Raw genomic sequence first — 26,199 nt, forward strand, 5'->3', positions numbered from 1 at the left:
GCTTTATGCACTGGCAACGAAGGAGAAGCTGTATGCAAGTCAACATCAGTGGACACCAACTGGAAGTGACCGAACCCCTGCGCACCTACATCGGCGAAAAGCTCGACCGATTGGAAAGGCATTTCGACAAGATCACCAACGTGCAAGTCACGATGAACGTCGAGAAGCTGCTGCAGAAAATCGAAGCCACGCTGCATATCCCCGGCGGAGAAGTGGTTGCCAACGCAGAGCATTCAGACATGTATGCCGCGATTGACCTGCTGACCGACAAGCTGGATCGCCAACTCAAAAAGCATAAGGAAAAGACCCAGAGCCTCCTCCAGGGCGCAACCGGTCGTTAACCCCCCCAATCCATGATCCGACTAGAATCCATCCTGACCCCCGGCCGTTCCCAAGTGAACGCGCCGGGTGGCAGTAAAAAGAAAGCCCTCGAACAAATCGCCAACCTGATCCACCGCGAAGTACCGGATCTGGAAATGCAGGATGTCTTCGAGGCGCTGGTTGCCCGTGAGAAACTCGGTTCCACCGGTTTTGGCAACGGCATCGCCATTCCCCATTGCCGCCTCAAGGGTTGTTCCGCGCCGATCAGTGCGCTGCTCCACCTTGAAGCCCCCATCGATTTCGACGCCATCGACGGCGCCCCGGTCGACCTGCTGTTCGTATTGCTGGTCCCGGAAGCGGCGACCGATGCGCACCTCGAGCTGCTGCGCCAGATCGCCAGCATGCTCGACCGCAAGGAAGTACGCGAAAAACTGCGCAGCGCCCCGAGCAACGAAGCCTTGTATCAGGTAGTCCTGGACGAGCAGAACGGTCATTAAACATGCGCATGATCATCGTCAGTGGCCGCTCCGGCTCCGGTAAAAGCACGGCCCTTAACGTTCTTGAGGACAGTGGCTACTATTGCATCGACAATTTGCCGGCCGGCCTGCTTCCACAACTGGCCGAGCGCGCCTTGATCCACACCGAGCTGGCGCAACCTTTGGTCGCCGTCTCGATCGACGCGCGTAACCTGCCGAGCCATTTGTCGCGGTTTCCGGCGTTGCTTGAAGAAGTGCGCAGCCGGCATATCCAATGTGACGTGTTGTACCTCGACGCTGACGAAGAAACACTGCTCAAGCGCTTCTCGGAAACCCGTCGACGCCACCCGTTGAGCAACGCCAGCCGCTCCCTGGCTGAAGCGATCCATGACGAGAGCCAACTGCTGGGGCCGATTGCCGACCTGGCGGACCTGAAGGTCAACACCACCCACCTGAACCTGTACCAGTTGCGCGACACCATCAAGTTGCGCCTGCTGAACCAGCCGGAACCGGGTACGGCGTTCCTGGTGGAGTCGTTCGGCTTCAAGCGTGGCATGCCGGTGGATGCCGACCTGGTGTTTGATGTCCGCTGCCTGCCCAACCCTTACTGGAAACCGGAACTGCGCGAGCAGTCGGGGCTTGACCAGTCGGTGATCGACTACCTGGCTGCCCAGCCGGATGTCGAGGAAATGTACCAGGATATCTCCAGCTACCTGCTCAAATGGCTGCCGCGTTTTGCCGCCAGCAACCGTGCCTATGTCACGATTGCCATCGGCTGCACCGGCGGTCATCACCGCTCCGTGTACCTGACCGAACGCCTGGGTCAGCTCCTGCAAAAGTCCCTGAAGAATGTCCAGGTTCGCCACCGCGACCTCAGCTAAAGGATTCACATCGCGATGCCTGCTCGGGAAATTGAAATCATCAACAAGCTGGGGTTGCATGCCCGTGCGTCGGCGAAATTTGTCGGCGTCGCAGGCAGCTTTCCGGATACCACGATCAGGGTCGGGCGCACGCCGGAGTCGACAGTCGACGGCAAGAGCATCATGGCGATGATGATGCTGGCTGCGGGTAAAGGCACCAAGATTCACTTGAGTACCGAAGGTGAACAGGCGCAGGAAGCCATGGATGCGCTGGTGGCACTGATCAACAACTATTTCGACGAAGGCGAGTAACCAAGCGCCGCTGATTGACCCCGTGGCGAGGGAGCTTGCTCCCGCTGGGCTGCGAAGCAGCCCCTCTTTCTCGACACAGATGATAGCAAGGTGATTACGACTGCTTCGCAGCCGAGCGGGAGCAAGCTCCCTCGCCACAAAAGCTCATCCACTTGCACATCACCCCAACGCCGTATCCATCACCATCATCAAGCAGAACCCGAGCAACAGACCCAGGCTCGCCAGTTTTTCATGTCCATTGCGACGCGACTCGGGGATGACCTCATGGGTCACCACCAACAGCATCGCTCCAGCGGCCAGCGCCAGCCCCAACGGCAACAGCACCTCGGCTAAAGTCACCAGCCAGGCACAGAGCAATGCGAACACCGGCTCGACCAGCCCTGACGCTGCGCCAATCAGGAACGCCTTGACCCGCGACATCCCCGCAGCGGCCAGCACCAGCGCAATCACCAGCCCTTCCGGCACATCCTGCAGAGCGATGCCCATCGCCAGGCTGTCGGCATCCGCCATGCCGCCGCCCGCCGAAACGCCCACCGCCATGCCTTCCGGAATGTTGTGGGCGATGATGGCGAACACGAACAACCAGATCCGCGGCGCAATAACCGGTCGTCCTGGCGTCGCAACCAGTCGTTCAGGGCTCGCAGAGACCTTGCGGTCCACCAGGTACAGTCCGAACGCACCCGACAGGATGCCGAAACAGATGAGCCCGCTGGCCGCCCAAGGCGTGAAGCCCAACTGCTCGGCGGCGGCAATGCCCGGCACGATGAGCGAAAACGCGGTGGCGGCGAGCATCACCCCGGCCCCGAAGCCCAGCAGCGAGTCGCTCATGGCCTGAGGCATGCGCCGTATCACCAGCACCGGCACCGCGCCCAACGCCGTACCCAAGGCGCAAAGCCCACCGCCCTGGAGCGCACGCAACATTTTTGGCTCAAGGTCCAGCCACGCCAGCCCTTGGGCCACCAACAATGTCATGCCGGCCAACAGCAACAGCGAGCCCAAGGCATAGCGGAACATTCGCCCGCCGCCTATCGCCAGAGTTTCAGTGTCCATAGTCAGCCTTGGGTTGTTTTATAAGGAACTCAAGCAAGCGCAGCCTGATAGCGCCGGGCGACTTCCGGCCAATTGATCACGTTATAAAACGCGTTGATGTATTCCGGACGGCGGTTTTGATAGAGCAGGTAATAGGCATGCTCCCAGACGTCCAGGCCCAGGATCGGCGTGTTGCCGCTCATCAGCGGACTGTCCTGGTTGCCGCTGCTTTCCACCATCAGAGTCTTTTGCGGGGTCACACTCAACCAGGCCCAGCCGCTGCCGAAGCGGGTCAGTGCCGCTTTCGTGAAGGCTTCCTTGAACTGATCGAGACCGCCCAACTGCGCGTCTATCGCCGCTGCCAGCGCACCGTCCGGCTGGCCGCCACCGTGGGGCGTCATCACTTCCCAGAACATCGAGTGGTTCGCATGACCACCGCCCTGGTTGATCACCGCGGCTCGTAGCGCCTGCGGTAATTGCTCCACGCTGGCCACCAGTTTTTCTATGGGCCAATCGGCATATTCAGTGCCATCCACCGCCGCGTTGAGGTTGTTGATATAAGTCTGGTGATGCTTGGTGTAGTGAATCTCCATGGTCTGCGCATCGATGTGCGGCTCCAGGGCGTCGTAGGCGTAAGGCAATGCAGGCAAGGTGAAAGCCATCTCAGTGGACTCCGTAATGATGAGGGACGTGGCTGTGCCGGGGCGAAACGGCAGCGTTGTGCAGCAGGCGCTGAGTGCGCGGGTACTCGCCATGCTCGCTGATGAAATTCAGCAGTTCGACGTAGGTCCTGTGGCTCTGGCGCATCGCGGCGGCACGCAGGGCCGGCGCCAGGCGTTCGTCCTGCATGGTCTGCAATAACCGTTGGTGAATCGCGCAGAGGTACTCGGCGCTCTCCTCCGGCTGGTTCAGGCGCAGGTGCAGATCCGCCAGGTTGTGATGCGACACGACACAGGCGGCCACGGCTTCGTCGGCATCCGCCCAACGCTCGAACAGCACCTGCGCCAGGGCCAGGGCCTGCAGGTAGGCTTCGCGGGCATCCACCCACTCACCCTGCAGGAAATGGTGATTGGCCCGTTCGATCGTACGTTTCCAATGCTCCATGATGAGTCCTCCACACAAGTGTCGGGGTTACACACCGCCGGCGGTAAGCTTTTCCGGGTCCAGCAGGATCTCCAGTTCGGCGCGCGACAGGTCGGTGTGTTCCAAGGCGACATCGATCACCGGGCGACCTTGCTGATAAGCCTTCTTGGCTATTTCAGCGGCCTTCTGGTAACCAATGATCGGATTCAGTGCCGTGACCAGGATAGGATTGCGCGACAGCGCTTCCTTGAGCCTGGCTTCGTTGACCTTGAACGTGGCGATGGCCTTGTCCGCCAGCAATCGGCTGGCGGTGGACATCAGGGCGATGCTGCTCAGCAGGTTCTGGGCGATGATCGGCAGCATCACGTTGAGTTCGAAATTGCCCGACTGGCCGGCGATGGTAATCACCGTGTCGTTGCCGATGACCTGGGCCGCGACCATGGCGGTGGCTTCGGGAATGACCGGATTGACCTTGCCGGGCATGATCGAAGAGCCCGGCTGCAGGCCTTCGAGCTCGATCTCGCCCAAGCCGGCCAGCGGCCCTGAGTTCATCCAGCGCAGGTCGTTGGCGATTTTCATCAGCGACACGGCAGTGGTCTTGAGCTGCCCGGAAACCGCCACGGCAGTGTCCTGGGAGCCGATCAGCGCGAACAGGTTCTTGCCGGGGGTGAATTGCACCTGGGTCAGTTGCGTCAACTGCTGGCTGAACAATTCGGCGAAGCGTGGATGGGCATTGACGCCAGTGCCAACCGCCGTACCGCCCTGGGCCAGGGATTGCAGGCTCGGCAACAGATCCTGCAAGTGGCCGATGTTGGCCTTGAGCTGCTGCGCCCAACCGTCGAGCACCTGGCTCAAGCGCACCGGCATGGCATCCATCAGGTGGGTGCGGCCAGTCTTGATGAAGGGATGGACTTCTTCGGCCTTGCGTTCGATCACCTGGACCAGGTGCAGCAGCGCCGGCAGCAGTTGCTCGTGCAGGGCCAGCGCGGCGCTGACATGAATGCTGGTGGGGATGATGTCGTTGCTGCTCTGACCACAATTGACGTGGTCGTTCGGGTTGACCACCTCTCCCAGCAAGCGGCTGGCAAGCGTGGCAATCACTTCGTTGGCGTTCATGTTGGAACTGGTGCCGGAGCCGGTCTGGAAGATATCCACCGGGAAATGCGCCATGAAGTCGCCTTCGAGCAGGCCCTGGGCCGCATCGACGATGGCTTTGCCCTGGGCGACGCTGATTTGCTCCAACTCGACATTGGCTCGTGCGGCTGCGGCCTTGGCCAGGATCAGGGCACGAATGAACTGCGCCGGCATGCGCTGGCCGCTGACCGGAAAATTATCCACCGCGCGCTGGGTCTGCGCGCCATAGAGTGCGTCCACGGGGACCTGAAGTTCACCCATGCTGTCGCGTTCGATACGGGTATTACTCATCGGGAAATCCTTGCTCCAGTTCAATAATAGAAATCGATGGCTCCAGCGCGCAGGTAGCCAGCGCCCAGGCATGGCTTTGCCACCGCTTGAGGCGGCAGCGGCAAAGCGCTTGCCGCTCAAGTTCACGCAAAGGGCGCCAGGCTTGGTCCAGGCAGAGGGTGCGCCAGTGCCAGGGCAGCGCGACATCCGATGCGGTGTCGAGCAACAGCCGGAAGGCAGTTTCGCCAATCATCCACGGCGACGTGGCGGTGCAGCAGGCCAGGTAGCGCCCCTCGGCCAGGTAGTGTTCGATCAGCCGCGGCTCGTCCGGGCTCATCGCGCAGCGGATCTGGCGGCTCATCCAGCGCCAGTTTTCAAGGTAGGGTTGTTCGTGCAAGGCAAGACTCATGACCGGGGCTCAATCGGCGAATGAGATTCATTATTAGATGATAATAAGAACCAACACAACAGCAAGATAGCACTCACCGTCGTGGCGAGGGAGCTTGCTCCCGCTGGGTCGCGCAGCGGCCCCAGGATTTTGCGGTCGCTGCGCAACCGAGCGGGAGCAAGCTCCCTCGCCACAAAAGCTCTTTTGCCGCGGGTTTCCGTGGATACAAAAAAGGCGCGTCATCCCAACGGATGACGCGCCTTTTTTGATGCGATGAGTTTCAGCTACCCGCCACCATCATTCGCTCGATCAGCACCGAGCCGGTGCGGATGTTGCTGCGCAGCTCCAGGTCATTGCCCACCGCCACGATCTGCTTGAACATATCGCGCATGTTGCCGGCAATGGTGACTTCCTGGACCGGAAACTGGATCTCGCCATTTTCGACCCAGAACCCCGCCGCGCCACGGGAATAATCGCCCGTCACCATGTTCAGACCATGGCCCATCAACTCGGTGACCAGCAACCCACGGCCCATGCGCCGCAGCAGCGCTGCCTGGTCTTCCTCGCCATGGGTGACGAACAGGTTGTGCACGCCACCGGCGTTAGCGGTGCTCGGCATGCCCAGCTTGCGACCCGAATAGGTGCCGAGGATGTACGAAACCAGCTCGCCGTTTTCCACGAACGGCTTGGCATAGGTGGCCAGGCCATCCCCGTCGAAAGCCGAACTGCCCATGGCCTGCATCAGGTGCGGACGCTCGTCGATGGTCATCCATTCGGGAAACAGTTTCTGGCCCAGCGCCCCTTCGAGGAACGATGATTTGCGGTACAGGTTGCCGCCGGACACCGCCGACAGGAAGCTGCCGAACAAGCCACCGGCCAACTCGGCGGAGAACAGCACCGGCACCTCACAGGTTGGCACAGGCCGCGCGCCCAGGCGACCGGCGGCCCGTTGCGCAGCCTTCTGGCCGATGCTCACCGGGTCCGCCAGCAATGTGCCCTGGCGACTCACGTCGTACCAGTAGTCGCGCTGCATCTGCCCGTCAGCCTCGGCGATCATCACGCAGCTGAGGCTGTGGCGGGTCGATGCGTACCCGCCGATGAAACCATGGCTGTTGCCATAAACGCGGCAGCCTTGGTGGGTATTGAGCGTAGTGCCGTCGGCGTTCTTGATCCGGCTGTCGGCGTCGAATGCCGCCGCTTCGCAGCGCAGTGCCTGCTCGATGGCCTGCTCGGGCGTGATGTCCCAGGCGTGGAACAGATCGAAGTCCTTGAGCTCCTTGCACATCAGCGCGGCATCGGCCAGGCCGGAGGCTTCGTCTTCGGAAGTATGCTGGGCAATCGCCAGTGCAGCGGCGACTGTTTCGCGAATGGCGTCAGGGCCGCTGGCCGAGGTGCTGGCCGACCCCTTGCGCTGCCCCACGTAAAGGGTGATGCCAAAGCCCTGGTCGCGATTGAATTCGACGGTCTCCACTTCGCGTTGGCGCACCGACGTCGACAGCCCCTGCTCCAGCGACACCGCCACTTCGCACGCGCTGGCGCCCTGTCGCCTGGCTTCGGCGAGGATCTGCTCGACCTGTTCCTGCAGTGCCGGCAATGCTTGCGGGCCGACGCTTTGAACTGCACTCATGGTGTTCTCCACTCAAATTCTGCTTTCGGTAATGGCCATCGAGCGACCGGGCCGGACAAGCGGCCCCCGACTGGTTATCATGGCGGCGTTTCTTTGCGGACTGCCACCATGGTTGATTCTTACGACGACTCCCTCTACGAGGGTGAAAAAAGCAAATCCCAGGTCAAACGCGAGCTGCATGCTCTGGTTGACCTCGGCGAGCGCCTGACAACACTCAAGCCTGACTTGCTGGCCAAACTGCCCTTGACCGACGCCTTGCGCCGGGCCCTGGCCGATGCGCCCAAGCACACCGCGAATATCGCGCGTAAACGGCACCTGCAATTCATCGGCAAGCTGATGCGCGACCAGGACACTGACGCCATCCTGGTTCTGCTCGACCAGCTCGATGCCTCCACCCGGCAGTACAACGAGCGTTTCCACAACCTGGAACGCTGGCGTGATCGCCTGATCGCAGGCGATGACGGCACTCTGGAAAAGTTCGTCATCGACTACCCGGACGCCGATCGCCAGCAACTGCGCTCGTTGATCCGTCAGGCCCAGCACGAACTGGCGCAGAACAAGCCGCCAGCGTCGAGCCGTAAAATCTTCAAGTACATCCGAGAGCTGGACGAGACTCAACGCGGCCTGCGCTGATCGTAACAGCTTGACTCCTCTGCAAGAGGCGGCAGTTATCGTGGCGAGGGAGCTTGCTCCCGCTCGGTTGCGTAGCAACCGCATTGGGGCTACTGCGTAGCCCGGCGGGAGCAAGCTCCCTCGCCACGATGACATGCGCACATCCTTGAATATTTTTATGCGCCCGTGCCACCCACGGTAATCGCATCGATCTTCAGGGTCGGCTGACCGACGCCTACCGGCACCGACTGACCGTCCTTGCCACACGTACCCACGCCGCTGTCCAGCGCCAGGTCGTTACCGACCATCGACACTTTGCTCATCGCCTCCGGCCCGTTACCGATCAACGTCGCGCCCTTGACCGGTGCGGTGATCTTGCCGTCTTCGATCAGGTAGGCCTCGCTGGTGGAAAACACGAACTTGCCACTGGTGATGTCCACCTGGCCGCCGCCGAGGTTGGCGCAGTAGATGCCCTTCTTCACCGACGCGATGATTTCCGCCGGATCACTCTGGCCGCCGAGCATGTAGGTATTGGTCATGCGCGGCATGGGCAGGTGCGCGTAAGACTCGCGGCGACCGTTGCCGGTGCGGGCCACGCCCATGAGGCGGGCATTGAGCTTGTCCTGCATGTAGCCCTTGAGCACGCCGTTCTCGATCAGCGTGGTGCACTCGGTCGGGGTGCCTTCGTCGTCGACGCTCAGCGAGCCACGACGCCCGGCGAGCGTGCCGTCGTCGACGATGGTGCAGAGTTTCGAGGCGACCATCTCGCCCATGCGTCCGCTGTAGGCCGAGCTGCCCTTGCGGTTGAAGTCACCTTCCAGGCCATGGCCCACGGCTTCGTGCAGCAGCACGCCGGACCAGCCGGAGCCGAGCACCACCGGCAACGTACCGGCCGGGGCCGGGATGGCCTCCAGGTTCACCAGCGCCTGGCGCAGCGCTTCGCGGGCATAACCCATGGCGCGGTCTTCACTGAGGAAATAGCGATAATCGGTACGACCGCCACCCCCATGGCCGCCGCGCTCACGGCGACCGTTCTGCTCGACGATCACGCTGACGTTGAAACGCACCAGCGGTCGCACATCCGCCGCCAGGCCACCGTCGGTGGAGGCCACCAGAATCCGCTCCCAGACCCCGGCCATGCTCACCGATACCTGCTGGATACGCGGGTCGAGGGCACGCGTGGCGACGTCGATGCGCTTGAGCAGTTCGACCTTTTCAGCGCGGCTCATGACTTCCAGCGGATTGTCCGGCGCATACAGCTGGGCCACATCCTGGCTGCTGAACGCCTGGACCGTGCCATTCTGCCCGGCCCGGGAAATCGAGCGAGCCGCACGAGCCGCGGCGCCGAGGGCCTCAAGGGGTGATGGCGTTGCTGTAGGCAAACCCGGTCTTTTCGCCGGATTGGGCACGCACGCCCACACCCTGGTCGAGGTTGAAACTGCCTTCCTTGACGATGCCGTCCTCCAGCGACCAGGACTCGGAAATCTGTCCCTGGAAATACAGGTCGGCCGCATCGATGCCCGGACCGGCCAGGTCGCCCAGCACGCCTTGCAGGCTTTCGAGGGTCACGCCACCGGGGGCTAAAAGGTGTTCACTGACTGAAGGACAACAACCCGCTCATATGTTTTACGCCTTGAATTCGTCGTCTTGGACAGGTCGCTGTCGGGCGCCCTGCGAGAAAAAGCGCCGATGGCTCGCCACCGGCATGCGCGCCCGGATGGACGCCTGTTCACTGTCGTCGCGCTCGGCCAGCAGCACGGCCTCGCCTTGATCCTGTTGCGCCAGCACACGCCCCCACGGATCGACTATCGCGGCATGGCCAAAGGTTTCCCGGGGCCCCGGATGCAACCCACCCTGGGCGGCCGCCAGCACGTAGCACTGGGTCTCGATGGCCCGGGCGCGAATCAGCACGTCCCAATGCGCAGCGCCAGTCACCGCGGTAAACGCCGAAGGCGCGGTAATCAGCTCGGCCCCGGCCGCCCGCAGCTCGCTGTAGAGCTCAGGGAAGCGCAAGTCGTAGCAGACCGTCAGGCCAACCCGGCCCACCGGTGTGTCGGCAACCACCACGTTGCCGCCATAAGCATAGTCATCGGACTCGCGGTAACGACCGCGATTGTCCGCCACGTCCACGTCGAACAGGTGCAGCTTGTCATAACGCGCGACGATCTCGCCCTGGTCATCCACCAGCAACGAACATGCATGGGCCTTGGCCTCGGGTTGGCCCACCGGAGGCAACGGCAACGTGCCGGCCACAATCCATAACCTGAGGTCGCGCGCGACCTGTTTCAACCACGGCAGGATCGGACCCTGACCAAAGGCTTCGGCCCGGGCGATATCGGCAACGTCCCGCCGGCCCATGGCCGCGAAGTTCTCCGGCAGCACCGCCAGCCGTGCGCCACCCGCCGCGGCCTGCTCCAGCAACACCCGGGCACGGGCCAGGTTGGCGGACACATCGCTCTGGCTGACCATTTGAATCACGGCGACTGGCATGGCTTCTCCTTACTGTCGAATCTACCTTGTGGGAGCGAGCCTGCTCGCGAAAGCGCTGGGTCAGTTCACATCACTGGCACTGATCCTATGCCTTCGCGAGCAGGCTCGCTCCCACAAAGGGGATTGTCACTACCTGTCAAAACGGCTTGTCGAAAGTGATCTTCGGCTCTTTCCACGGCCCCTTGACGTCGTATCTTACGCTGGCAAAACGCGCGACGCGGTCGCCGATCAGCTTGTCGATCAGAAACAGCGCCCCACCCACCGCCGGTGCGCCGACGATCAGCGCGGCGATCGGCAGGTTATTGGTGACGGGCAAAGTTACCAGCAGTTTGGCATCGACCCGGTCGGCCACCATGTCCAGCGTTCCGTTGAGTTCCAGGTTGCTCGAAGGTCCGGTCAGGGTGATCGGCTCGCGAGTCACGTACACACCGCTGCTCGCCACCAGCAGACCCTTGACCCGATCGTAGCTCAGCCCCTTGCCGAACAGATCGGAGAAATCCAGGCGCAAGCGCCGGCCGATGGAGTTGAAGTTCAACAGGCCGAAAACCCGCAAGGCCTGGGCGCTGCCTTCGACTTCGACGAACTGACCCTTGTTGAGTGACGCATCGAGGCTGCCGGAGAAACGCTTGGTGGCGACCCACGCAGGCGAACCGGGCCAGCGCCCGTCGACGTCCAGATGGAATTCCTGGCTCGTCACGCTAGGCGCAAATCCCCATCCCTTGAGCACATCGGCGAGGTTCTTGCCCTTGATCCGGCCCTTGTACCAACTGCTGGTGGAACCGGGCAGGCCCTCCCAGGCGCCATTGCCATGCAGGACCATGCCCTTGAGGCCCATGTCCAGGTCATTCAGCGCGATGCCCTTGCCCGTCGGCCGGACTTTCAGCGACCAGGCACCAATGAGATCCGGCCCCTGGAACAACTGGTCGATGGCGATATCCATCGCCGGGATTTTGCTCGGGTCGACCGAGGCCAGCGGGTCCGGCGCGTTTTCGTCGGCCTGGACCGTCGGATCCGCGGCCGGCAGGCGCACATAGTCGAGGCGGATCCCGATTGGCGCGGCCTTCGCATCCGGCAGGTTGACGCTGCCCTTGGCCTGCTGGCTATCGAGCCGCAGGGCCCAGGCATCAGCCTTACGGTCCAACTGTACCGAGGCCTGGTCAAGTGTCGTGCCCATGGCGGTGAGCTTGCCAACCTTGAGGTCGGCGCTGCTGAGCACCTGCCGGGCACTGCCGCCCGGGTCATGACCGGCATATTTGCCCAACAGATCCTGCCAGGGGCTCACGTCCAGCTCCGACAATGTGCCTCGCAGCCGCAGCCCCTTGGCGCCAGGCAGAACCGCCTCGCCGGCGCCAAGCAGCAATTCGCCACGCCCGTCAGCGACTTTTCCGCTCGGCGCGGCGTAAGTGAAACTGGCCAGGTCGCCATAATCGACCCAGTAGCGCCGCTCCGCCCCTTGCAACGTCATGCGGAACACCGTGTCGCGCCCGACATCCGCAGCCATGCCAAAGGGCGCCGGCAGATCCACCGCCACGCCCTTGAGATCGGAGCTGACCGACAATTGGCTGTCGGCACCGTCGAGCGTCACTTGCAACTGATAGGGAACCACGCCAGAGACGGGCAACGGCTGGGTCACGTTCAGCCAGTCCGTAAGCTTCTTGACCTCGACCCGCCCGGACGCCACCACCCGTGTGTTGAGCGCACCGGTACGGCCCTCGGCAAAAATCTGCGCGCTTACCGGCCGGTCGAATGCCCGGGCCGCGATGTTCTTGCCACTGAGCCCCTTGGCGCTGTCAAAACGGAAGTCGCCCTTGAGCTGGGTAAGCTCCAGCGCCGGCTCGCTGAGCTTGAGCCGGGCCTTGTCGGTACTGAAATCCACTAGGATCTTCGGCTGTTCACCTTTGGCCAGTGGGATGTCCAGGTTCACCTTGCCTTGCAGATCGCCCTCGCCCTCCCAACCGGCGAAGGTCTCGGCCGTGCCGATGGGTGCGGTCTGGAGGATTTTCAGCCCGTCGCCCAGTACCCCGGCGAAGCTGCCGTCCAACAGCAGATGAACATTCTGCCCGGCCGGCGCATGGGGAATGGTTACCGCAACATCCTTGACCTGGGTGTCCAGCAGTTGCCCCTGGCTGGCATAGATACGCACGCCGCTGTCCTCGACAAACACGTCGCCGCTGACCTTGCTGACCGAAGGCCAGCCCGGCTGGAACGCCAGCTCGGCGTCATGCACCTTGAAAAACAGGCTGATACTGCGAGACGCGTCCTCGGCACCTTTGTTCAGCGAGCCCTGGTACTGGAAAAAACCCTCGTCCACAGCGCCCTTGACGATGGCGGTGCGCAACCATTCATCCAGCGCCGGACTGAGGACGGCCGGCAGGTACTTGGCGGTGTAGCGCCCGTCACCGTCCACCAGGCCGACCCGCAGGTCCATGTAGTCTTCCTGGCTGTGGTCGAAATGCAGGCGGATCAGGAAATCGCCAGCGATGCGCCCTTCCTCCCCCAGCACCTTCAAGTACGGTGCGATCAGGGTGAATCCCTGCTTGTCGAGCTTCCAGGTCAGCCGGGCATTGGCCTGCAAGTATTGCCAGGGCTTGGCGAAAATCGGGTCCAGGTGCAGGGAAAAATCCTTGCTGTCCATGCGCAGCTCACCGCCGCCGAGGTCACCGCTGAGGCTGCCGGAGACGTTGCGCGCCGCCGGGGCGCCGCGATAGGCGTCGAACCCGACCGTGTCCAGGTTGGTGGCGAAGCTGATTTTCTGATCGCCGGTGTTCTGTGGCCGGTAATCCAGCAACACGTTGCGCAGGCCACCGGTCACCTTGAGCCGGTCGATCGCCGTAGCGACACCTTCGGGCAATGGCGCCAGGGCATTGAGCAACGGCGTGAGCGGCGTCAGGTCGAGGCGGTCGGCCTGCACGTGCCAACGCTCCTCGACCTTCTCGGTGGCGCTGTTCTGTTGCAACTGCAGGCGTGTTTCCCAGCGCGTCTCACCCAGGTTCATCGCCAGCGAGTCGAAGGTCGCGGTGAACCCCTGGCTGCTGCGCTGGAAATATCCGTTGAGGGCCAGGTTGTGGATCTGCACGGGCTGGCGATCGGCATAGGCGCCCTGGATCTGTGGCGCGTTCAACCGCACGGCGGCGCTTTGCACCGTGCCCTCGCCCCAACTGAGCCAGAATTCCCCACCGGCCTTGATCTCGGCAAAATTCCACTGCCGGGTCAGGCGTTTCGGCAGCCATTTCGACCAGTCGCTTTGCGGCAGGCTCAGGTAGGCGTCGGCCTCGCCATTTCGCCAATCGCTGGCGCGGATGCGGGTGCGCAGGTTGAGCGCCACGGGCTGGCCGTCAGGCAGGGTAAGACGTGCGTCCAGGCGCTGGCGAGCCGGACCGGTGCGCAAGCTCAGACCAACATAGGTCAGGCTCAGGGGCGGATGGTCCAGCGGTTGCAAGGTGACCTGACTGTCGAGCACCGACAGTTTCGAAATCATCTGCATGCGTTCAAGCAATTGCTGCGGATCGAGCGGCTGATCGTCCTTCACCGGCAGGCCTTCCAGCGACCATTTGCCGTCAGCGCCCTCTTTCAGGCTGACCTTCAGGCCACTGACTTCCAGATGAGCGATGCGCACCTGGCGCGCCAGCAGGCTGTCCCACACCGCAGGCACGGCACGTACCTGGTCCAGATGCAAGGCGTTGGGCCCTTCGCCGACTACCACGTCGCGCGCCGCCAGGACGGGCGCCAGGGCGCTCCAGCTGCCTTCGAGGCTACCAACGTGCACGGGAATGCCCAACGCTTCGCCGGCCCGGCTCTCGACTTCACCGCGATACTCGGCCACCAACGGGATCAACTCCCGGCCGAGGCTGACATACAAGGCCAGCAGTATCAGCAGCAGCGCACACAGGCCCAGCCCCCAGCGAGTCAGCGTCGCCATAAGGCGTGTCAGACGCTCCATGTCAGCGGGCTCCCCTGGCAAAGGCATTCATATTCGCGGCCCTGGCGCTGCGCGCGCCGCTTCAGAGCAACACCACGTCGTACTGTTCCTGGGAATACATGGTTTCCACCTGGAAGCGAATCGTGCGCCCGATAAAGGCCTCCAATTCCGCGACGTTGCCGGACTCCTCATCCAGCAGGCGATCCACCACCTTCTGGTTCGCCAACACTCTATAGCCGGTGGCCTGGTAGGCGCGCGCCTCCCGGAGGATTTCCCGGAAGATTTCGTAACACACGGTTTCCGGAGTCTTCAGCTTGCCCCGGCCCTGGCAACTGCTGCACGGCTCGCACAGCACCTGCTCAAGGCTCTCGCGGGTGCGCTTGCGGGTCATCTGCACCAGGCCCAGTTCGGTAATGCCAATGATGTTGGTCTTGGCGTGATCGCGTTCGAGCTGTTTTTCCAGGGTCCGCAGCACCTGGCGCTGGTGCTCTTCGTCTTCCATGTCGATGAAGTCGATGATGATGATCCCGCCCAGGTTACGCAGGCGCAGTTGCCGGGCGATGGCCGTGGCCGCCTCGAGATTGGTCTTGAAGATGGTTTCCTCAAGGTTGCGATGGCCAACGAATGCGCCGGTATTGACGTCGATGGTGCTCATCGCCTCGGCCGGATCGACCACCAGGTAACCGCCGGATTTGAGCGGCACCTTGCGTTCAAGGGCACGCTGGATTTCATCTTCGACGCCGTACAGATCGAAGATTGGCCGCTCGCCAGGGTAGTGCTCCAGGCGGTCGGCGATTTCCGGCATCAGCTCGGCGACGAATTGGGTGGTTTTCTGGAAGGTCTCCCGGGAATCGATACGGATTTTCTCGATCTTCGGGCTGACCAGGTCCCGCAGGGTCCGCAGCGCCAGGCCCAGGTCCTCGTAGATCACACTCGGCGTGGCGATGGTCTTGATCTGCTCGGCGATCTGGTCCCAGAGCCTGCGCAGGTAGCGGATATCCATGAGGATTTCATCGGCCCCGGCGCCCTCGGCGGCCGTGCGCAGGATGAAACCGCCGGCCTCCTTGATGCCTTCTTTCTCCACGCAGTCGCTGACAACCTTCTTCAGACGCTCGCGTTCGGCTTCGTCCTCGATTTTCAGGGAAATGCCAACGTGAGCGGTGCGCGGCATGTACACCAGGTAGCGCGACGGAATCGACAACTGGGTGGTCAGGCGCGCGCCCTTCGAGCCGATCGGGTCCTTGGTGACCTGCACCACCAGGCTCTGGCCTTCATGGACCAAGGCGCTGATGCTCTCTACCGCCGGCCCTTCGCGCATCGAGATTTCCGAGGCGTGGATGAACGCCGCGCGGTCCAGGCCGATATCGACGAAGGCCGCCTGCATGCCCGGCAGCACCCGTACCACCTTGCCCTTGTAGATATTGCCGACGATCCCGCGTTTTTGCGTACGTTCGACATGGACCTCTTGCAGGACGCCGTTTTCAACCACCGCCACGCGCGATTCCATCGGCGTGATGTTGATCAGGATCTCTTCACTCATGGCAGGGTCTCGTTCAGGCATATTCACGATTATGGCCGCATCTGGTCAGACGGCGCTCAGCGCGCGCTCAAGGTTTGCCAACAGGGTATGCCGAAATGGCCGAGCAGCTCGAAGGTTTCGCACAGCGGCAGGCCGACCACGGCCGAATAACTGCCTTCGAGGTCGGCGATGAACACCGCGCCCAGCCCTTGGATACCATAGCCGCCCGCCTTGTCCCGGGGTTCGCCGCTGGCCCAATAGGCAATCGCTTCCTGCTCCGTGACCGGGCGAAAGCGCACCCGACTGCGAACCACCCGGGATTCGCAACGCTGGCCATCGAGCACGGCAATCGCGGTCAATACCTCATGGTCGCGACCGGACAGGCTCAGCAGCATCGACTTGGCATCGGCCTGGTCCCGAGGCTTGCCGAGAATCCGGCCGTCCAGCACCACCGCGGTATCGGCTCCCAGCACGCAGCCCTCGGCGTCGGAGTGCAAGGCGCGCAGCCCGGCCTCGGCCTTGCCCCGCGCCAGGCGCTCGACATAGGCCGATGGGGTTTCGTGGTCGAGGGGAGTTTCGTCGATGTCCGCGCCGATCGCGGTAAAGGGAACGCCGATCTGCGTGAGCAGTTCACGCCGACGCGGCGAGCCCGAGGCAAGGTAAAGCGGTTTCATCAAGACATCTCCCTCTCAAAGCACGGCCATCCAGACGCAAACAGCTTTTGTGGCGAGGGAGCTTGCTCCCGCTCGGTTGCGCAGCGACCGTAAAAATGGGGCCGCTACGCAGCCCAGCGGGAGCAAGCTCCCTCGCCACAGGGATGTAAGTCATCAAAAAAGTGTAGTGATCCCGCGCGCATCAGTTAATCTTGAAACGCAGGCGCAAGCCACGCAAACCGAAGCTGACCCAAGGCCAGAGCAACGCACTGACCAGGGCCGGCAACACCAGCGCCAGCGTCGGCTGGCGATTGCCGGTCAGTGCGCTGAGCCACAATTGCACCAGTTGCGCCAGGCCAAAGATCACCAGGATCACCAGGCTCTGCTGCCACATGGGAAACATCCGCAGGCGCTGTTGCAGCGAGAGCACCAGGAACGTGATCAAGGTCAGGATAAGCGCGTTCTGCCCCAGCAACGTGCCATAAAGCACGTCTTCGGTCAGGCCCAGGCACCAGGCGGTCACCATGCCGACCTTGTGCGGCAAGGCCAGCGCCCAGAAGGCCAGCAGCAAGGCCAGCCACAACGGACGCAGGATTTCCATGAACTGCGGCAGCGGCGACACACTGAGCAACAGGCCGATGGCGAAGGTCAGCCAGACCATCCAGCCGTTACCGGATCGAGTACTGCTCATTCTTCTCGTGCTCCCCTGGTCGCCGGCGTAGCGGCGGGTGTCGAGGCCGGTGGCTTGGCCGCGGGCCGTGCAGGTTGGGATGTCGTCGCATGGGCGGCCGGCCGGGCAGGCGTCGCAGCGGGTGCGGCCGGCGGGGTGGTTGCCGTGACGGGCGCCGCCACTTGGGGTTTTGGCACCGTGGCCGGGACCGACGCGGGCGCGGGCGCAGGCGCAGGTGCAGGTGCAGCAGGAGCCGTCGACTCGCCACCCTGCCGATCCTGGACTTCCTGGGCCACGGCGGCGTCATTGGCGCGCTCTTCAGGCGTGCGGTTGTCGCTGAACACCAGCAGCAGGTAACGGCTGCGGTTCAGCGCGGCCGTGGGCACCGCCCGGACGATGGCGAATGGCTGGCCGGAATCGTGGATGACTTCCTTGACCGTCGCCACCGGATACCCCGCCGGGAATCGCTGGCCAAGACCCGAGCTGACCAGCAGGTCGCCTTCCTTGATGTCGGCGGTGTCGGCCACATGTCGCAGCTCAAGGCGCTCGGGGTTGCCGGTGCCGCTGGCAATCGCCCGCAAGCCGTTGCGATTGACCTGTACCGGGATGCTGTGGGTAGTGTCGGTCAACAGCAGCACGCGGGAGGTGTAGGGCATCAGCTCGACCACCTGCCCCATCAGGCCACGGGCATCGAGCACCGGCTGGCCGAGGACCACGCCGTCGCGCTCACCCTTGTTGATGATGATTCGGTGAGTGAAGGGGTTGGGGTCCATGCCGATCAATTCGGCGACCTCGACCTTCTCATTGACCAGCGCCGAGGAGTTGAGCAACTCGCGCAGCCGCACGTTCTGCTCGGTGAGGGCCGCGAGCTTCTGCATGCGCCCCTGCAACAGCAGGTTTTCGGTCTTGAGTTTTTCGTTTTCGGCGACCAGTTCGGTGCGACTGCCGAACTGGCTGGCCACACCCTGCCACAGCCGCTGCGGCAGGTCGGTGATCCAGTAGGATTCCATCAACACCAGCGACATCTGGCTGCGCACCGGCTTGAGCAGCGTGAAGCGGGCATCGACCACCATCAGCGCGACCGATAGCACGGCCAACACCAGCAGGCGTACACCCAATGAGGGGCCTTTGGCAAAAAGCGGTTTAATAGGCCGCTCCTCCCAGGCAAATGTTGTCTTTATTCATACGGCATCAACCGGCCTGGATACGAATGACAGAAGATAAACGCCAACGGGCAGCACTGCAAAGTGCTGCCCGGAAGCGAACAACATAGACGATCCCGCCAGCTTATTCGCTGGAGAGCAGGTCCATGGTGTGCTTGTCCATCATTTCCAGCGCACGGCCACCGCCGCGGGCAACACAAGTCAGCGGGTCTTCGGCGACGATCACCGGCAAGCCGGTTTCCTGGGCCAGCAACTTGTCGAGGTCACGCAGCAGCGCACCACCACCGGTCAGCACCAGGCCGCGCTCGGCGATGTCCGACGCCAGTTCCGGCGGCGACTGCTCCAGGGCGCTCTTGACCGCCTGCACGATGGTCGCCAGCGACTCTTGCAGCGCCTCGAGCACTTCGTTGGAGTTGAGGGTGAAGGCACGAGGAACGCCTTCGGCCAGGTTACGGCCGCGCACGTCGACTTCACGCACTTCGCCGCCCGGGTAGGCAGTGCCGATTTCCTGCTTGATGCGCTCGGCGGTGGATTCGCCGATCAGGCTGCCGTAGTTGCGGCGCACATAGGTGATGATCGCTTCGTCGAAACGGTCGCCGCCGACACGCACGGACTCGGCATAGACCACGCCATTCAGGGAGATCAAGGCGATTTCAGTGGTACCGCCACCGATGTCGACGACCATCGAACCGCGGGCCTCTTCCACCGGCAGGCCGGCACCGATGGCAGCGGCCATCGGCTCTTCGATCAGGAACACCTCACGGGCACCGGCACCGAGGGCCGATTCGCGGATGGCGCGACGCTCCACCTGGGTGGATTTGCAGGGCACGCAGATCAGCACGCGAGGGCTGGGCTGCAGGAAACTGTTTTCGTGAACCTTGTTGATGAAATACTGCAGCATCTTTTCGCAGACGCTGAAGTCGGCGATCACGCCATCTTTCATCGGGCGAATGGCTGCAATGTTGCCCGGTGTGCGGCCCAGCATGCGCTTGGCTTCCGTACCGACAGCCACGACACTTTTCTGGTTACCGTGGGTGCGGATGGCCACGACCGAGGGTTCATTCAGGACGATACCGCGCTCGCGCACGTAAATAAGGGTGTTGGCAGTGCCCAGGTCGATGGAAAGATCGCTGGAAAACATGCCACGCAGTTTCTTGAACATGGGAAAGGGACCCTAGGCAACGCGTGGGTAAAAAAGTGCGGCAAACTCTAACAACGACAGGGATTTTGGGCAAGGCGCCAATATGTTAAATTGGCCGCTTTTCTGTGCACCAAACACCGAGATCGCGGCCGTAGGGCCGTAGAAATGCGGTAGTGTTCCGACAATCTAACACACGGACAGACTGCGTCCGTTTTGTTTTCCACTGGAGAATCCCATGGCGCTTGAACGCTCCGACGTGGAAAAAATCGCTCATCTGGCCTGTCTGGGCCTCAATGAAGCCGATCTTCCACACATTACTTCTGCCCTGAACAGCATTCTAGGGCTGGTCGACGAGATGCAGGCGGTCGACACCGACGGTATCGAGCCGCTGGCCCACCCACTGGAAGCCAGCCAGCGCCTGCGCGCCGACGTCGTCACCGAGTCCGATAACCGCGAGGCCTACCAGTCCATCGCACCCGCGGTCGAAAACGGCCTGTACCTGGTTCCGAAAGTCATCGACTAAAGGGAAAGAGCCTCTCATGCATCACATGACCCTGGCCGAGATCGCCCGCGGACTCGCCGACAAGAAATTTTCCTCCGAAGAGCTGACCAAGGCCCTGCTGGCGCGCATTGCCCAGCTCGACCCGCAGCTCAACAGCTTCATCAGCCTCACCGAAGAACTGGCCCTGAGCCAGGCCAAGGCCGCCGACGCCCGTCGCGCCAACGGTGAGAGCGGCGCCCTGCTCGGCGCGCCGATCGCCCACAAGGACCTGTTCTGCACCCAGGGCATCCGTACCAGCTGCGGCTCGAAGATGCTCGACAACTTCAAGGCCCCGTACGACGCCACCGTAGTCGCCAAGCTGGCCGCCGCCGGCGCCGTGACGCTGGGCAAGACCAACATGGACGAATTCGCCATGGGTTCGGCCAACGAATCCAGCTACTACGGCGCGGTGAAAAACCCCTGGAACCTGGAACACGTACCGGGCGGTTCGTCCGGTGGTTCCGCTGCCGCCGTGGCCGCGCGCCTGTTGCCGGCGGCCACCGCCACCGACACCGGCGGCTCGATTCGCCAGCCGGCGGCGTTCACCAACCTGACCGGCCTCAAGCCCACCTACGGCCGCGTCTCGCGCTGGGGCATGATCGCCTACGCCTCCAGCCTCGACCAGGGTGGCCCGCTGGCACGCACCGCCGAAGACTGCGCAATCCTGCTGCAAGGCATGGCCGGCTTCGACCCGAACGATTCCACCAGCATCGATGAACCGGTGCCGGACTACAGCGCCAGCCTCAACGGCTCGCTGCAGGGCCTGCGCATTGGCGTGCCGAAGGAATACTTCAGCGCCGGCCTCGACCCACGCATCGCCGAACTGGTTCACAACAGCGTCAAGGAGCTGGAGAAGCTCGGCGCGATCATCAAGGAAATCAGCCTGCCGAATATGCAGCACGCGATTCCCGCGTATTACGTGATCGCTCCGGCGGAAGCCTCCTCGAACCTGTCGCGCTTCGACGGCGTGCGCTTCGGCTATCGCTGCGAAAACCCGCAGAACCTGGTCGACCTGTACAAGCGTTCCCGTGGCGAAGGCTTCGGCGCCGAAGTGCAGCGCCGGATCATGGTCGGCGCCTACGCGTTGTCCGCCGGCTACTACGACGCCTACTACCTCAAGGCGCAAAAAATCCGCCGCCTGGTGAAAAACGACTTCATGGCCGCCTTCAACGAGGTCGACATCATCCTCGGCCCGACCACGCCGAACCCGGCCTGGAAGCTCGGCGCCAAGAACAGCGACCCGGTCGCCGAGTACCTGGAAGACGTCTACACCATCACCGCCAACCTCGCCGGCTTGCCGGGCCTGTCCATGCCGGCCGGCTTCGTCGATGGCCTGCCGGTGGGCGTGCAGCTGCTCGCGCCGTATTTCCAGGAAGGCCGCCTGTTGAATGTTGCCCACCAGTATCAATTGAATACTGACTGGCACACCCGCACCCCAACCGGCTTCTGAGGAGAAACACATGCAATGGGAAGTCGTGATCGGGCTGGAGATTCATACCCAGCTCACCACCCGATCGAAAATCTTTTCCGGTAGCTCGACCACGTTCGGTTCCGAGCCCAACACCCAGGCCAGCCTGGTAGACCTGGGCATGCCCGGCGTATTGCCGGTGCTCAACGCCGAAGCGGTGCGCATGGCGGTGATGTTCGGCCTGGCGATCGACGCCGAGATCGGCCAGCACAACGTGTTCGCCCGCAAGAACTACTTCTACCCGGACCTGCCCAAGGGCTACCAGATCAGCCAGATGGAACTGCCGATCGTCGGCAAGGGCCACCTGGACATCGCCCTGGAAGACGGCACGGTCAAGCGCGTCGGCATCACCCGGGCGCACCTGGAAGAAGACGCCGGCAAGAGCCTGCACGAAGAATTCAACGGCGCCACCGGCATCGACCTGAACCGTGCCGGCACGCCGCTGCTGGAAATCGTCTCCGAGCCGGACATGCGCAGCGCCAAGGAAGCCGTGGCCTACGTCAAGGCCATCCACGCGCTGGTGCGCTACCTGGGCATCTGCGACGGCAACATGGCCGAAGGCTCGCTGCGCTGCGACTGCAACGTGTCGATCCGGCCCAAGGGCCAGACCGAGTTCGGCACCCGCTGCGAGATCAAGAACGTCAACTCGTTCCGCTTCATCGAGAAGGCGATCAACAGCGAGATCCAGCGCCAGATCGAACTGATCGAGGACGGCGGCAAGGTCATCCAGCAGACGCGCCTGTACGATCCGAACAAGGACGAGACCCGTCCGATGCGCAGCAAGGAGGAAGCCAACGACTACCGTTACTTCCCCGATCCGGACCTGCTGCCGGTGGTCATCGAGAACTCGTTCCTCGACGAAGTGCGCGCCACCCTGCCGGAACTGCCGCCGCAAAAGCGCGAGCGCTTCCAGGCGCAGTTCGGGCTGTCGAGCTATGACGCCAACGTCCTGGCCACCAGCCGCGAACAGGCCGATTACTTCGAGAAAGTCGTGAGCATCGGCGGCGACGCCAAGCTGGCGGCCAACTGGGTAATGGTCGAACTGGGCAGCCTGTTGAACAAGCAGGGCCTGGAAATCGACGAGTCGCCGGTCTCGGCCGAGCAACTGGGCGGCATGCTGTTGCGGATCAAGGACAACACCATTTCCGGCAAGATCGCCAAGATGGTCTTTGAAGCCATGGCCAATGGCGAAGGCAGCGCCGACGAGATCATCGAGAAGCGCGGCTTGAAGCAGGTCACCGACACTGGTGCGATCAGCGCCGTGCTCGATGAAATGCTCGCGGCCAATGCCGAGCAGGTCGAACAGTACCGCGCGGCGGACGAAGCCAAGCGCGGCAAGATGTTCGGCTTCTTCGTCGGCCAGGCCATGAAAGCCTCCAAGGGCAAGGCCAACCCGCAACAGGTCAACGAACTGCTCAAAAGCAAGCTCGAGGGCTGATGGCCATGGAGCCAGTCTTCCAATCTGGCTCACCCCCCTGTGGGAGCGAGCTTGCTCGCGAAGAGGCAGTGACATTCAACATCTGTGTTGACTGGTACACCGCTTTCGCGAGCAAGCCCGCTCCCACACTTGTATTCGGAACCTTTTACATGAAGCGTCTCCTCGGCGCCTGCGCCCTGCTGGCCCTGCTGGCCGGCTGTGCCAGCCAGAGCGGGACGGTCGATCCACACGGCTACGACCAGACCGGCGTCGCCTCCTATTACGGTTCCCGGCACCACGGCAAACGCACCGCCAGCGGCGAACGTTTCGACCAGCACGGCCTGACCGCCGCTCATCGCCAGTTGCCGTTCGGCACCCGGGTGAAAATCACCAACCTGAAAAACAACGACAGCGTCGTGGTCCGCATCAACGATCGTGGTCCGTATTCACGCGGCCGACTGATCGATGTATCGCGCGCCGCTGCCGAACAGTTGGGCATGCTGCGCAGCGGTACCGCGCGGGTGCGCGTACAAGCCCTCGACGACTGACAGACGGAGCCCGGCCATTTCCCTGATCAACGCTTTACCCCTGCTCAGCCTGATCGAATTGCTCGGCGCCTTGCTGTTGCTGATCGCCGGCGCCGAGCTGCTGGTGCGTGCCGCTGTCGGCCTGGCGGCGCGCTTGCAGGTGCGTCCACTGATCATCGGCCTGACCGTCGTCGCTTTCGGCAGCAGCGCGCCACAGATGGCCGTCAGCCTGCAGGCGACCCTGGCGCAAAACGCCGACATCGCCGTGGGCAGCGTCATCGGCAGCACGATTTTCAACCTCCTTGTGACCCTTGGCCTGTCGGCGCTGATTATTCCGTTGCGCGTCTCGCGGCAACTGGTGCGCCTGGACATCCCGCTGATGATCGGCGCGTGCCTGCTGGTTTTCGTGCTGGCCTGGAACGAAGAGCTGACCCGACTGGACGGAGCGCTGCTGCTGATAGCCCTGGCGGTGTATTTGGCGCTGCTGCTGCGCCAGTCCCGGCATTCGGGACGACCGCACCCGCTGGGCGGCGAAGTGGTCGACATGGGCTGGCCCAAAAGCCTGGTAATGATCGCGTCGGGCCTGGCCATGCTGGTTTTCGCCGGGCACCTGTTACTGGGCGCCGCGGTGGAAGTGGCGACGGACCTGGGACTCTCGGAGCGCATCATCGGCCTGACCATCGTCGCCGTCAGCACCTCGCTGCCGGAACTCGCCACTTCACTGATCGCCGCACTGCGCGGCCAGCGGGACATTGCGGTGGGCAACGTGATTGGCAGCAACCTGTTCAACCTGCTGGGCGTACTCGGCGTGACCGCCCTCGCCGCCCCTTCGCCGCTCTCGGTCTCGCCCAATGCCCTGGACTTCGACCTGCCGGTAATGCTCGGCGTGGCGGTGCTGTGCCTGCCGGTATTCTATTCCGGCTACCGCGTCACCCGCGCCGAAGGGCTGCTGTTGCTGGGCTTGTACCTGGCCTACGGGCTGCACGTGGTGTCGTTCACCACCGGCATGCCCCTGGCCGGCCAACTGGAACGCCTGATGCTGTTCTACGTGCTGCCGGCCCTGCTGGCTTTTTTGCTGTTCACCTCGGTGCGCGCCTGGCGCCGCCAACACCACAAGAGGGATTTGCCATGACCGACACTCCGAAGACCGGCCTCGACATGCGTCGCCAGGTGATGGGCGATGCCTTCGTCGATCGCGCCCTGGGCAACGCCACCGAATTCACCCAGCCGCTGCAGGACTTCGTCAACGAGCACGCCTGGGGCAGCGTCTGGAGCCGCGAAGGCCTGCCGCTGAAAACCCGCAGCCTGATCACCCTTGCCGCCCTTACCGCCCTCAAGTGCCCGCAGGAACTCAAAGGCCACGTGCGCGGGGCGCTGAACAACGGCTGCACGGTAGAGGAGATTCGTGAGGCACTGCTGCATTGCGCGGTGTACGCGGGCGTGCCGGCGGCGATCGATGCGTTTCGGGCGGCGCAGGAAGTGATTGAGGCCTACGAACCTTCGGCATAGATGGGAAACGACCACAGGCGTGAACGTATCATGCCTGTCCGGACCTATCGGGTCAGTGCCAGATTCGAGCACTTTCGGCTTGGAAAAACTCGACCTTGTGAGCGCCCAGATAAGCCTGGGCCCGCCCCTTCATCAAAGTATTTTCTTCGCTGTCCTCGTCACCATAGACGCTCACAAAAACCCGATACACCCTGCTCCATTTTATTTGATCGAAAATATGCCTGTCGTTGGCGTCGAACGAATGTCCGTATATGAATAGCACGCCCTCCAAGCCACCCAGCCGATCAAAACAATAGCTGAGGTAGGGGTTATGCTGGATCCTGACGCGCTTGCGTTCATGGGAAGGTTCTGAAACAAAGGTAGGGAACCTCTTGTTTTCCATGTTCCACTTCACTTGCTCGATGATCGACTCGCCTTGGTCGTTAAAAGCGTGTTTCTTGACACCGGCCTGCGTGTCATAGATATGCAGGCCACCATGAAGAAAATGCACATTCTGCGTAGGGGCCCCTCTCCATATCTGGCCGGCTCGAAAACCATCATCTGTATCGTAATCGGGTTCGAGACGATCCTTGTTCCTCGCCCAGTAGAACAACAGGTCGTAATTCAGGGTAAACACGTCATCGAATGGCTTGAGAAACTTCCTGACCGATACGTACTGAGAATCGGTGACTTCGTGGGGCAGCTCGGGATGGGTTTGCGAGATAACTTCGATCAAGGCGGTCTTTATGATTTCCTGATCCATTTGGACTTCATGTATAAGCCTGGGGATCGGCATTATAGATCTTCAGGACATCCTCAGTCGCGATCAACTTTTTCATGACCTTTTCAAAGTCATAGGTTTTAAAATTATCGAAAATGCGCCGGATAACCTCAGTCCGCTCGCCAAAATCAGCGCTTGAAAAAAGGCTTTTATAGCTGAATATATTCCTGTTCCAGGCCTGAGAAAATCCGTTGGCCAAGAGAATGGATCGGCTGTCATCGCCGATTGATGAAAAAGCTTCTTCGAAAGTCATCACGTCTACGAATCCTTGTGGCGGTGCGGTCAAGTCCTGCCACAACAATACCAATAT

At 62.4% G+C, this 26,199-nt stretch carries 26 protein-coding genes and 1 pseudogene; 11 read left to right on the forward strand and 16 right to left on the reverse strand.

Annotated features, from left to right (window positions below; genetic code table 11):
- Positions 1 to 32: 32 nt before the first annotated feature.
- The 4 genes from hpf to PSH78_RS22175 are packed head-to-tail and all read left to right on the forward strand — an operon-like array spanning position 33 to position 1,969.
- On the forward strand, positions 33 to 341 hold the full coding sequence (gene hpf / locus PSH78_RS22160; RefSeq protein ID WP_039592236.1) for a ribosome hibernation-promoting factor, HPF/YfiA family: 309 nt from the start codon (positions 33 to 35) through the stop codon (positions 339 to 341).
- Between the two features lie 12 nt (positions 342 to 353).
- Positions 354 to 818, forward strand: coding sequence for a PTS IIA-like nitrogen regulatory protein PtsN (gene ptsN, locus PSH78_RS22165; RefSeq protein ID WP_210642854.1), 465 nt, complete (start codon positions 354 to 356; stop codon positions 816 to 818).
- Positions 819 to 820: 2 nt separating this feature from the next.
- On the forward strand, positions 821 to 1,678 hold the full coding sequence (gene rapZ, locus PSH78_RS22170) for an RNase adapter RapZ (protein WP_305496794.1): 858 nt from the start codon (positions 821 to 823) through the stop codon (positions 1,676 to 1,678).
- 15 nt (positions 1,679 to 1,693) lie between these two features.
- A complete protein-coding gene (locus PSH78_RS22175; RefSeq protein WP_305496796.1) occupies positions 1,694 to 1,969 on the forward strand; it encodes an HPr family phosphocarrier protein in 276 nt (91 codons plus the stop codon).
- A 159-nt stretch (positions 1,970 to 2,128) separates the two neighbouring features.
- Here PSH78_RS22175 and PSH78_RS22180 read toward each other — a convergent pair whose 3' ends face one another.
- From PSH78_RS22180 to pmbA, 6 genes are all read right to left on the reverse strand, one after another.
- On the reverse strand, positions 2,129 to 3,019 hold the full coding sequence (locus PSH78_RS22180; RefSeq protein WP_305496797.1) for a ZIP family metal transporter: 891 nt from the start codon (positions 3,017 to 3,019) through the stop codon (positions 2,129 to 2,131).
- A 29-nt stretch (positions 3,020 to 3,048) separates the two neighbouring features.
- Complete coding sequence (locus PSH78_RS22185; RefSeq protein WP_305496798.1) at positions 3,049 to 3,660, reverse strand: superoxide dismutase; 612 nt, start codon at positions 3,658 to 3,660, stop codon at positions 3,049 to 3,051.
- A gap of 1 nt (position 3,661) precedes the next feature.
- The gene (locus tag PSH78_RS22190; protein WP_305496800.1) at positions 3,662 to 4,102 is read right to left on the reverse strand and encodes a hypothetical protein; all 441 of its coding nucleotides are present in this window, start codon (positions 4,100 to 4,102) and stop codon (positions 3,662 to 3,664) included.
- Positions 4,103 to 4,129: 27 nt separating this feature from the next.
- Positions 4,130 to 5,506 (reverse strand): aspartate ammonia-lyase, encoded by a 1,377-nt coding sequence (locus PSH78_RS22195; protein ID WP_305496802.1) that lies wholly within the window; start codon positions 5,504 to 5,506, stop codon positions 4,130 to 4,132.
- Entirely contained in the window at positions 5,499 to 5,894 is a 396-nt protein-coding gene (locus tag PSH78_RS22200) for a FagA protein (RefSeq protein ID WP_305496804.1), read from the reverse strand. Before PSH78_RS22200 ends, PSH78_RS22195 begins: the two co-directional genes overlap by 8 nt.
- Before the next feature lie 259 nt (positions 5,895 to 6,153).
- The gene (pmbA, locus tag PSH78_RS22205) at positions 6,154 to 7,500 is read right to left on the reverse strand and encodes a metalloprotease PmbA (RefSeq protein ID WP_305496805.1); all 1,347 of its coding nucleotides are present in this window, start codon (positions 7,498 to 7,500) and stop codon (positions 6,154 to 6,156) included.
- Between the two features lie 108 nt (positions 7,501 to 7,608).
- Between pmbA and yjgA the strand changes: the two genes are divergently transcribed.
- The gene (gene yjgA / locus PSH78_RS22210; RefSeq protein WP_305496807.1) at positions 7,609 to 8,133 is read left to right on the forward strand and encodes a ribosome biogenesis factor YjgA; all 525 of its coding nucleotides are present in this window, start codon (positions 7,609 to 7,611) and stop codon (positions 8,131 to 8,133) included.
- A 155-nt stretch (positions 8,134 to 8,288) separates the two neighbouring features.
- On the opposite strand, the pseudogene tldD reads toward yjgA, so the two are convergent.
- The 8 genes and pseudogenes from tldD to mreB all read right to left on the reverse strand — a co-directional run bounded on the left by tldD (position 8,289) and on the right by mreB (position 19,688).
- Positions 8,289 to 9,733, reverse strand: a pseudogene (gene tldD, locus PSH78_RS22215) (metalloprotease TldD).
- Positions 9,734 to 9,738: 5 nt separating this feature from the next.
- Positions 9,739 to 10,602 (reverse strand): carbon-nitrogen hydrolase family protein, encoded by an 864-nt coding sequence (locus PSH78_RS22220; RefSeq protein WP_305496809.1) that lies wholly within the window; start codon positions 10,600 to 10,602, stop codon positions 9,739 to 9,741.
- 136 nt (positions 10,603 to 10,738) lie between these two features.
- Positions 10,739 to 14,542 (reverse strand): YhdP family protein, encoded by a 3,804-nt coding sequence (locus PSH78_RS22225; protein WP_305496811.1) that lies wholly within the window; start codon positions 14,540 to 14,542, stop codon positions 10,739 to 10,741.
- A gap of 61 nt (positions 14,543 to 14,603) precedes the next feature.
- The gene (gene rng, locus PSH78_RS22230) at positions 14,604 to 16,061 is read right to left on the reverse strand and encodes a ribonuclease G (RefSeq protein WP_305496813.1); all 1,458 of its coding nucleotides are present in this window, start codon (positions 16,059 to 16,061) and stop codon (positions 14,604 to 14,606) included.
- Between the two features lie 56 nt (positions 16,062 to 16,117).
- Positions 16,118 to 16,714 carry a nucleoside triphosphate pyrophosphatase gene (locus tag PSH78_RS22235; RefSeq protein ID WP_305496814.1) on the reverse strand — a complete coding sequence of 199 codons (597 nt, stop codon included), beginning with the start codon at positions 16,712 to 16,714 and terminating at the stop codon, positions 16,118 to 16,120.
- A 181-nt stretch (positions 16,715 to 16,895) separates the two neighbouring features.
- Positions 16,896 to 17,384 (reverse strand): rod shape-determining protein MreD, encoded by a 489-nt coding sequence (gene mreD, locus PSH78_RS22240; protein WP_305496816.1) that lies wholly within the window; start codon positions 17,382 to 17,384, stop codon positions 16,896 to 16,898.
- Complete coding sequence (gene mreC, locus PSH78_RS22245; RefSeq protein WP_305496817.1) at positions 17,381 to 18,481, reverse strand: rod shape-determining protein MreC; 1,101 nt, start codon at positions 18,479 to 18,481, stop codon at positions 17,381 to 17,383. Before mreC ends, mreD begins: the two co-directional genes overlap by 4 nt.
- A gap of 169 nt (positions 18,482 to 18,650) precedes the next feature.
- On the reverse strand, positions 18,651 to 19,688 hold the full coding sequence (gene mreB / locus PSH78_RS22250; RefSeq protein WP_002555108.1) for a rod shape-determining protein MreB: 1,038 nt from the start codon (positions 19,686 to 19,688) through the stop codon (positions 18,651 to 18,653).
- A 214-nt stretch (positions 19,689 to 19,902) separates the two neighbouring features.
- On the opposite strand from mreB, the gene gatC reads away from it, so the two are divergent.
- The 6 genes from gatC (at position 19,903) to PSH78_RS22280 (ending at position 25,129) form a co-directional block, all read left to right on the forward strand.
- The gene (gatC, locus tag PSH78_RS22255) at positions 19,903 to 20,190 is read left to right on the forward strand and encodes an Asp-tRNA(Asn)/Glu-tRNA(Gln) amidotransferase subunit GatC (RefSeq protein WP_072388421.1); all 288 of its coding nucleotides are present in this window, start codon (positions 19,903 to 19,905) and stop codon (positions 20,188 to 20,190) included.
- Between the two features lie 16 nt (positions 20,191 to 20,206).
- Positions 20,207 to 21,658 carry an Asp-tRNA(Asn)/Glu-tRNA(Gln) amidotransferase subunit GatA gene (gene gatA, locus PSH78_RS22260; protein WP_305496819.1) on the forward strand — a complete coding sequence of 484 codons (1,452 nt, stop codon included), beginning with the start codon at positions 20,207 to 20,209 and terminating at the stop codon, positions 21,656 to 21,658.
- A 10-nt stretch (positions 21,659 to 21,668) separates the two neighbouring features.
- On the forward strand, positions 21,669 to 23,114 hold the full coding sequence (gatB, locus tag PSH78_RS22265) for an Asp-tRNA(Asn)/Glu-tRNA(Gln) amidotransferase subunit GatB (RefSeq protein WP_305496820.1): 1,446 nt from the start codon (positions 21,669 to 21,671) through the stop codon (positions 23,112 to 23,114).
- Positions 23,115 to 23,263: 149 nt separating this feature from the next.
- Positions 23,264 to 23,641, forward strand: a complete 378-nt coding sequence (locus tag PSH78_RS22270) for a septal ring lytic transglycosylase RlpA family protein (RefSeq protein WP_305496822.1) — start codon at positions 23,264 to 23,266, stop codon at positions 23,639 to 23,641.
- A 49-nt stretch (positions 23,642 to 23,690) separates the two neighbouring features.
- On the forward strand, positions 23,691 to 24,752 hold the full coding sequence (locus tag PSH78_RS22275; RefSeq protein WP_305501359.1) for a calcium/sodium antiporter: 1,062 nt from the start codon (positions 23,691 to 23,693) through the stop codon (positions 24,750 to 24,752).
- Positions 24,749 to 25,129, forward strand: a complete 381-nt coding sequence (locus PSH78_RS22280) for a carboxymuconolactone decarboxylase family protein (RefSeq protein ID WP_305496824.1) — start codon at positions 24,749 to 24,751, stop codon at positions 25,127 to 25,129. Before PSH78_RS22275 ends, PSH78_RS22280 begins: the two co-directional genes overlap by 4 nt.
- Positions 25,130 to 25,181: 52 nt before the next feature.
- On the opposite strand, the gene PSH78_RS22285 is transcribed toward PSH78_RS22280, so the two are convergent.
- The gene (locus PSH78_RS22285) at positions 25,182 to 25,871 is read right to left on the reverse strand and encodes a DUF4917 family protein (protein WP_305496826.1); all 690 of its coding nucleotides are present in this window, start codon (positions 25,869 to 25,871) and stop codon (positions 25,182 to 25,184) included.
- Positions 25,872 to 25,878: 7 nt separating this feature from the next.
- Entirely contained in the window at positions 25,879 to 26,142 is a 264-nt protein-coding gene (locus tag PSH78_RS22290) for a DUF4917 family protein (RefSeq protein WP_305501360.1), read from the reverse strand.
- Positions 26,143 to 26,199: the final 57 nt, after the last annotated feature.

The organism is Pseudomonas sp. FP198, assembly GCF_030687895.1.
Lineage (GTDB): Bacteria > Pseudomonadota > Gammaproteobacteria > Pseudomonadales > Pseudomonadaceae > Aquipseudomonas.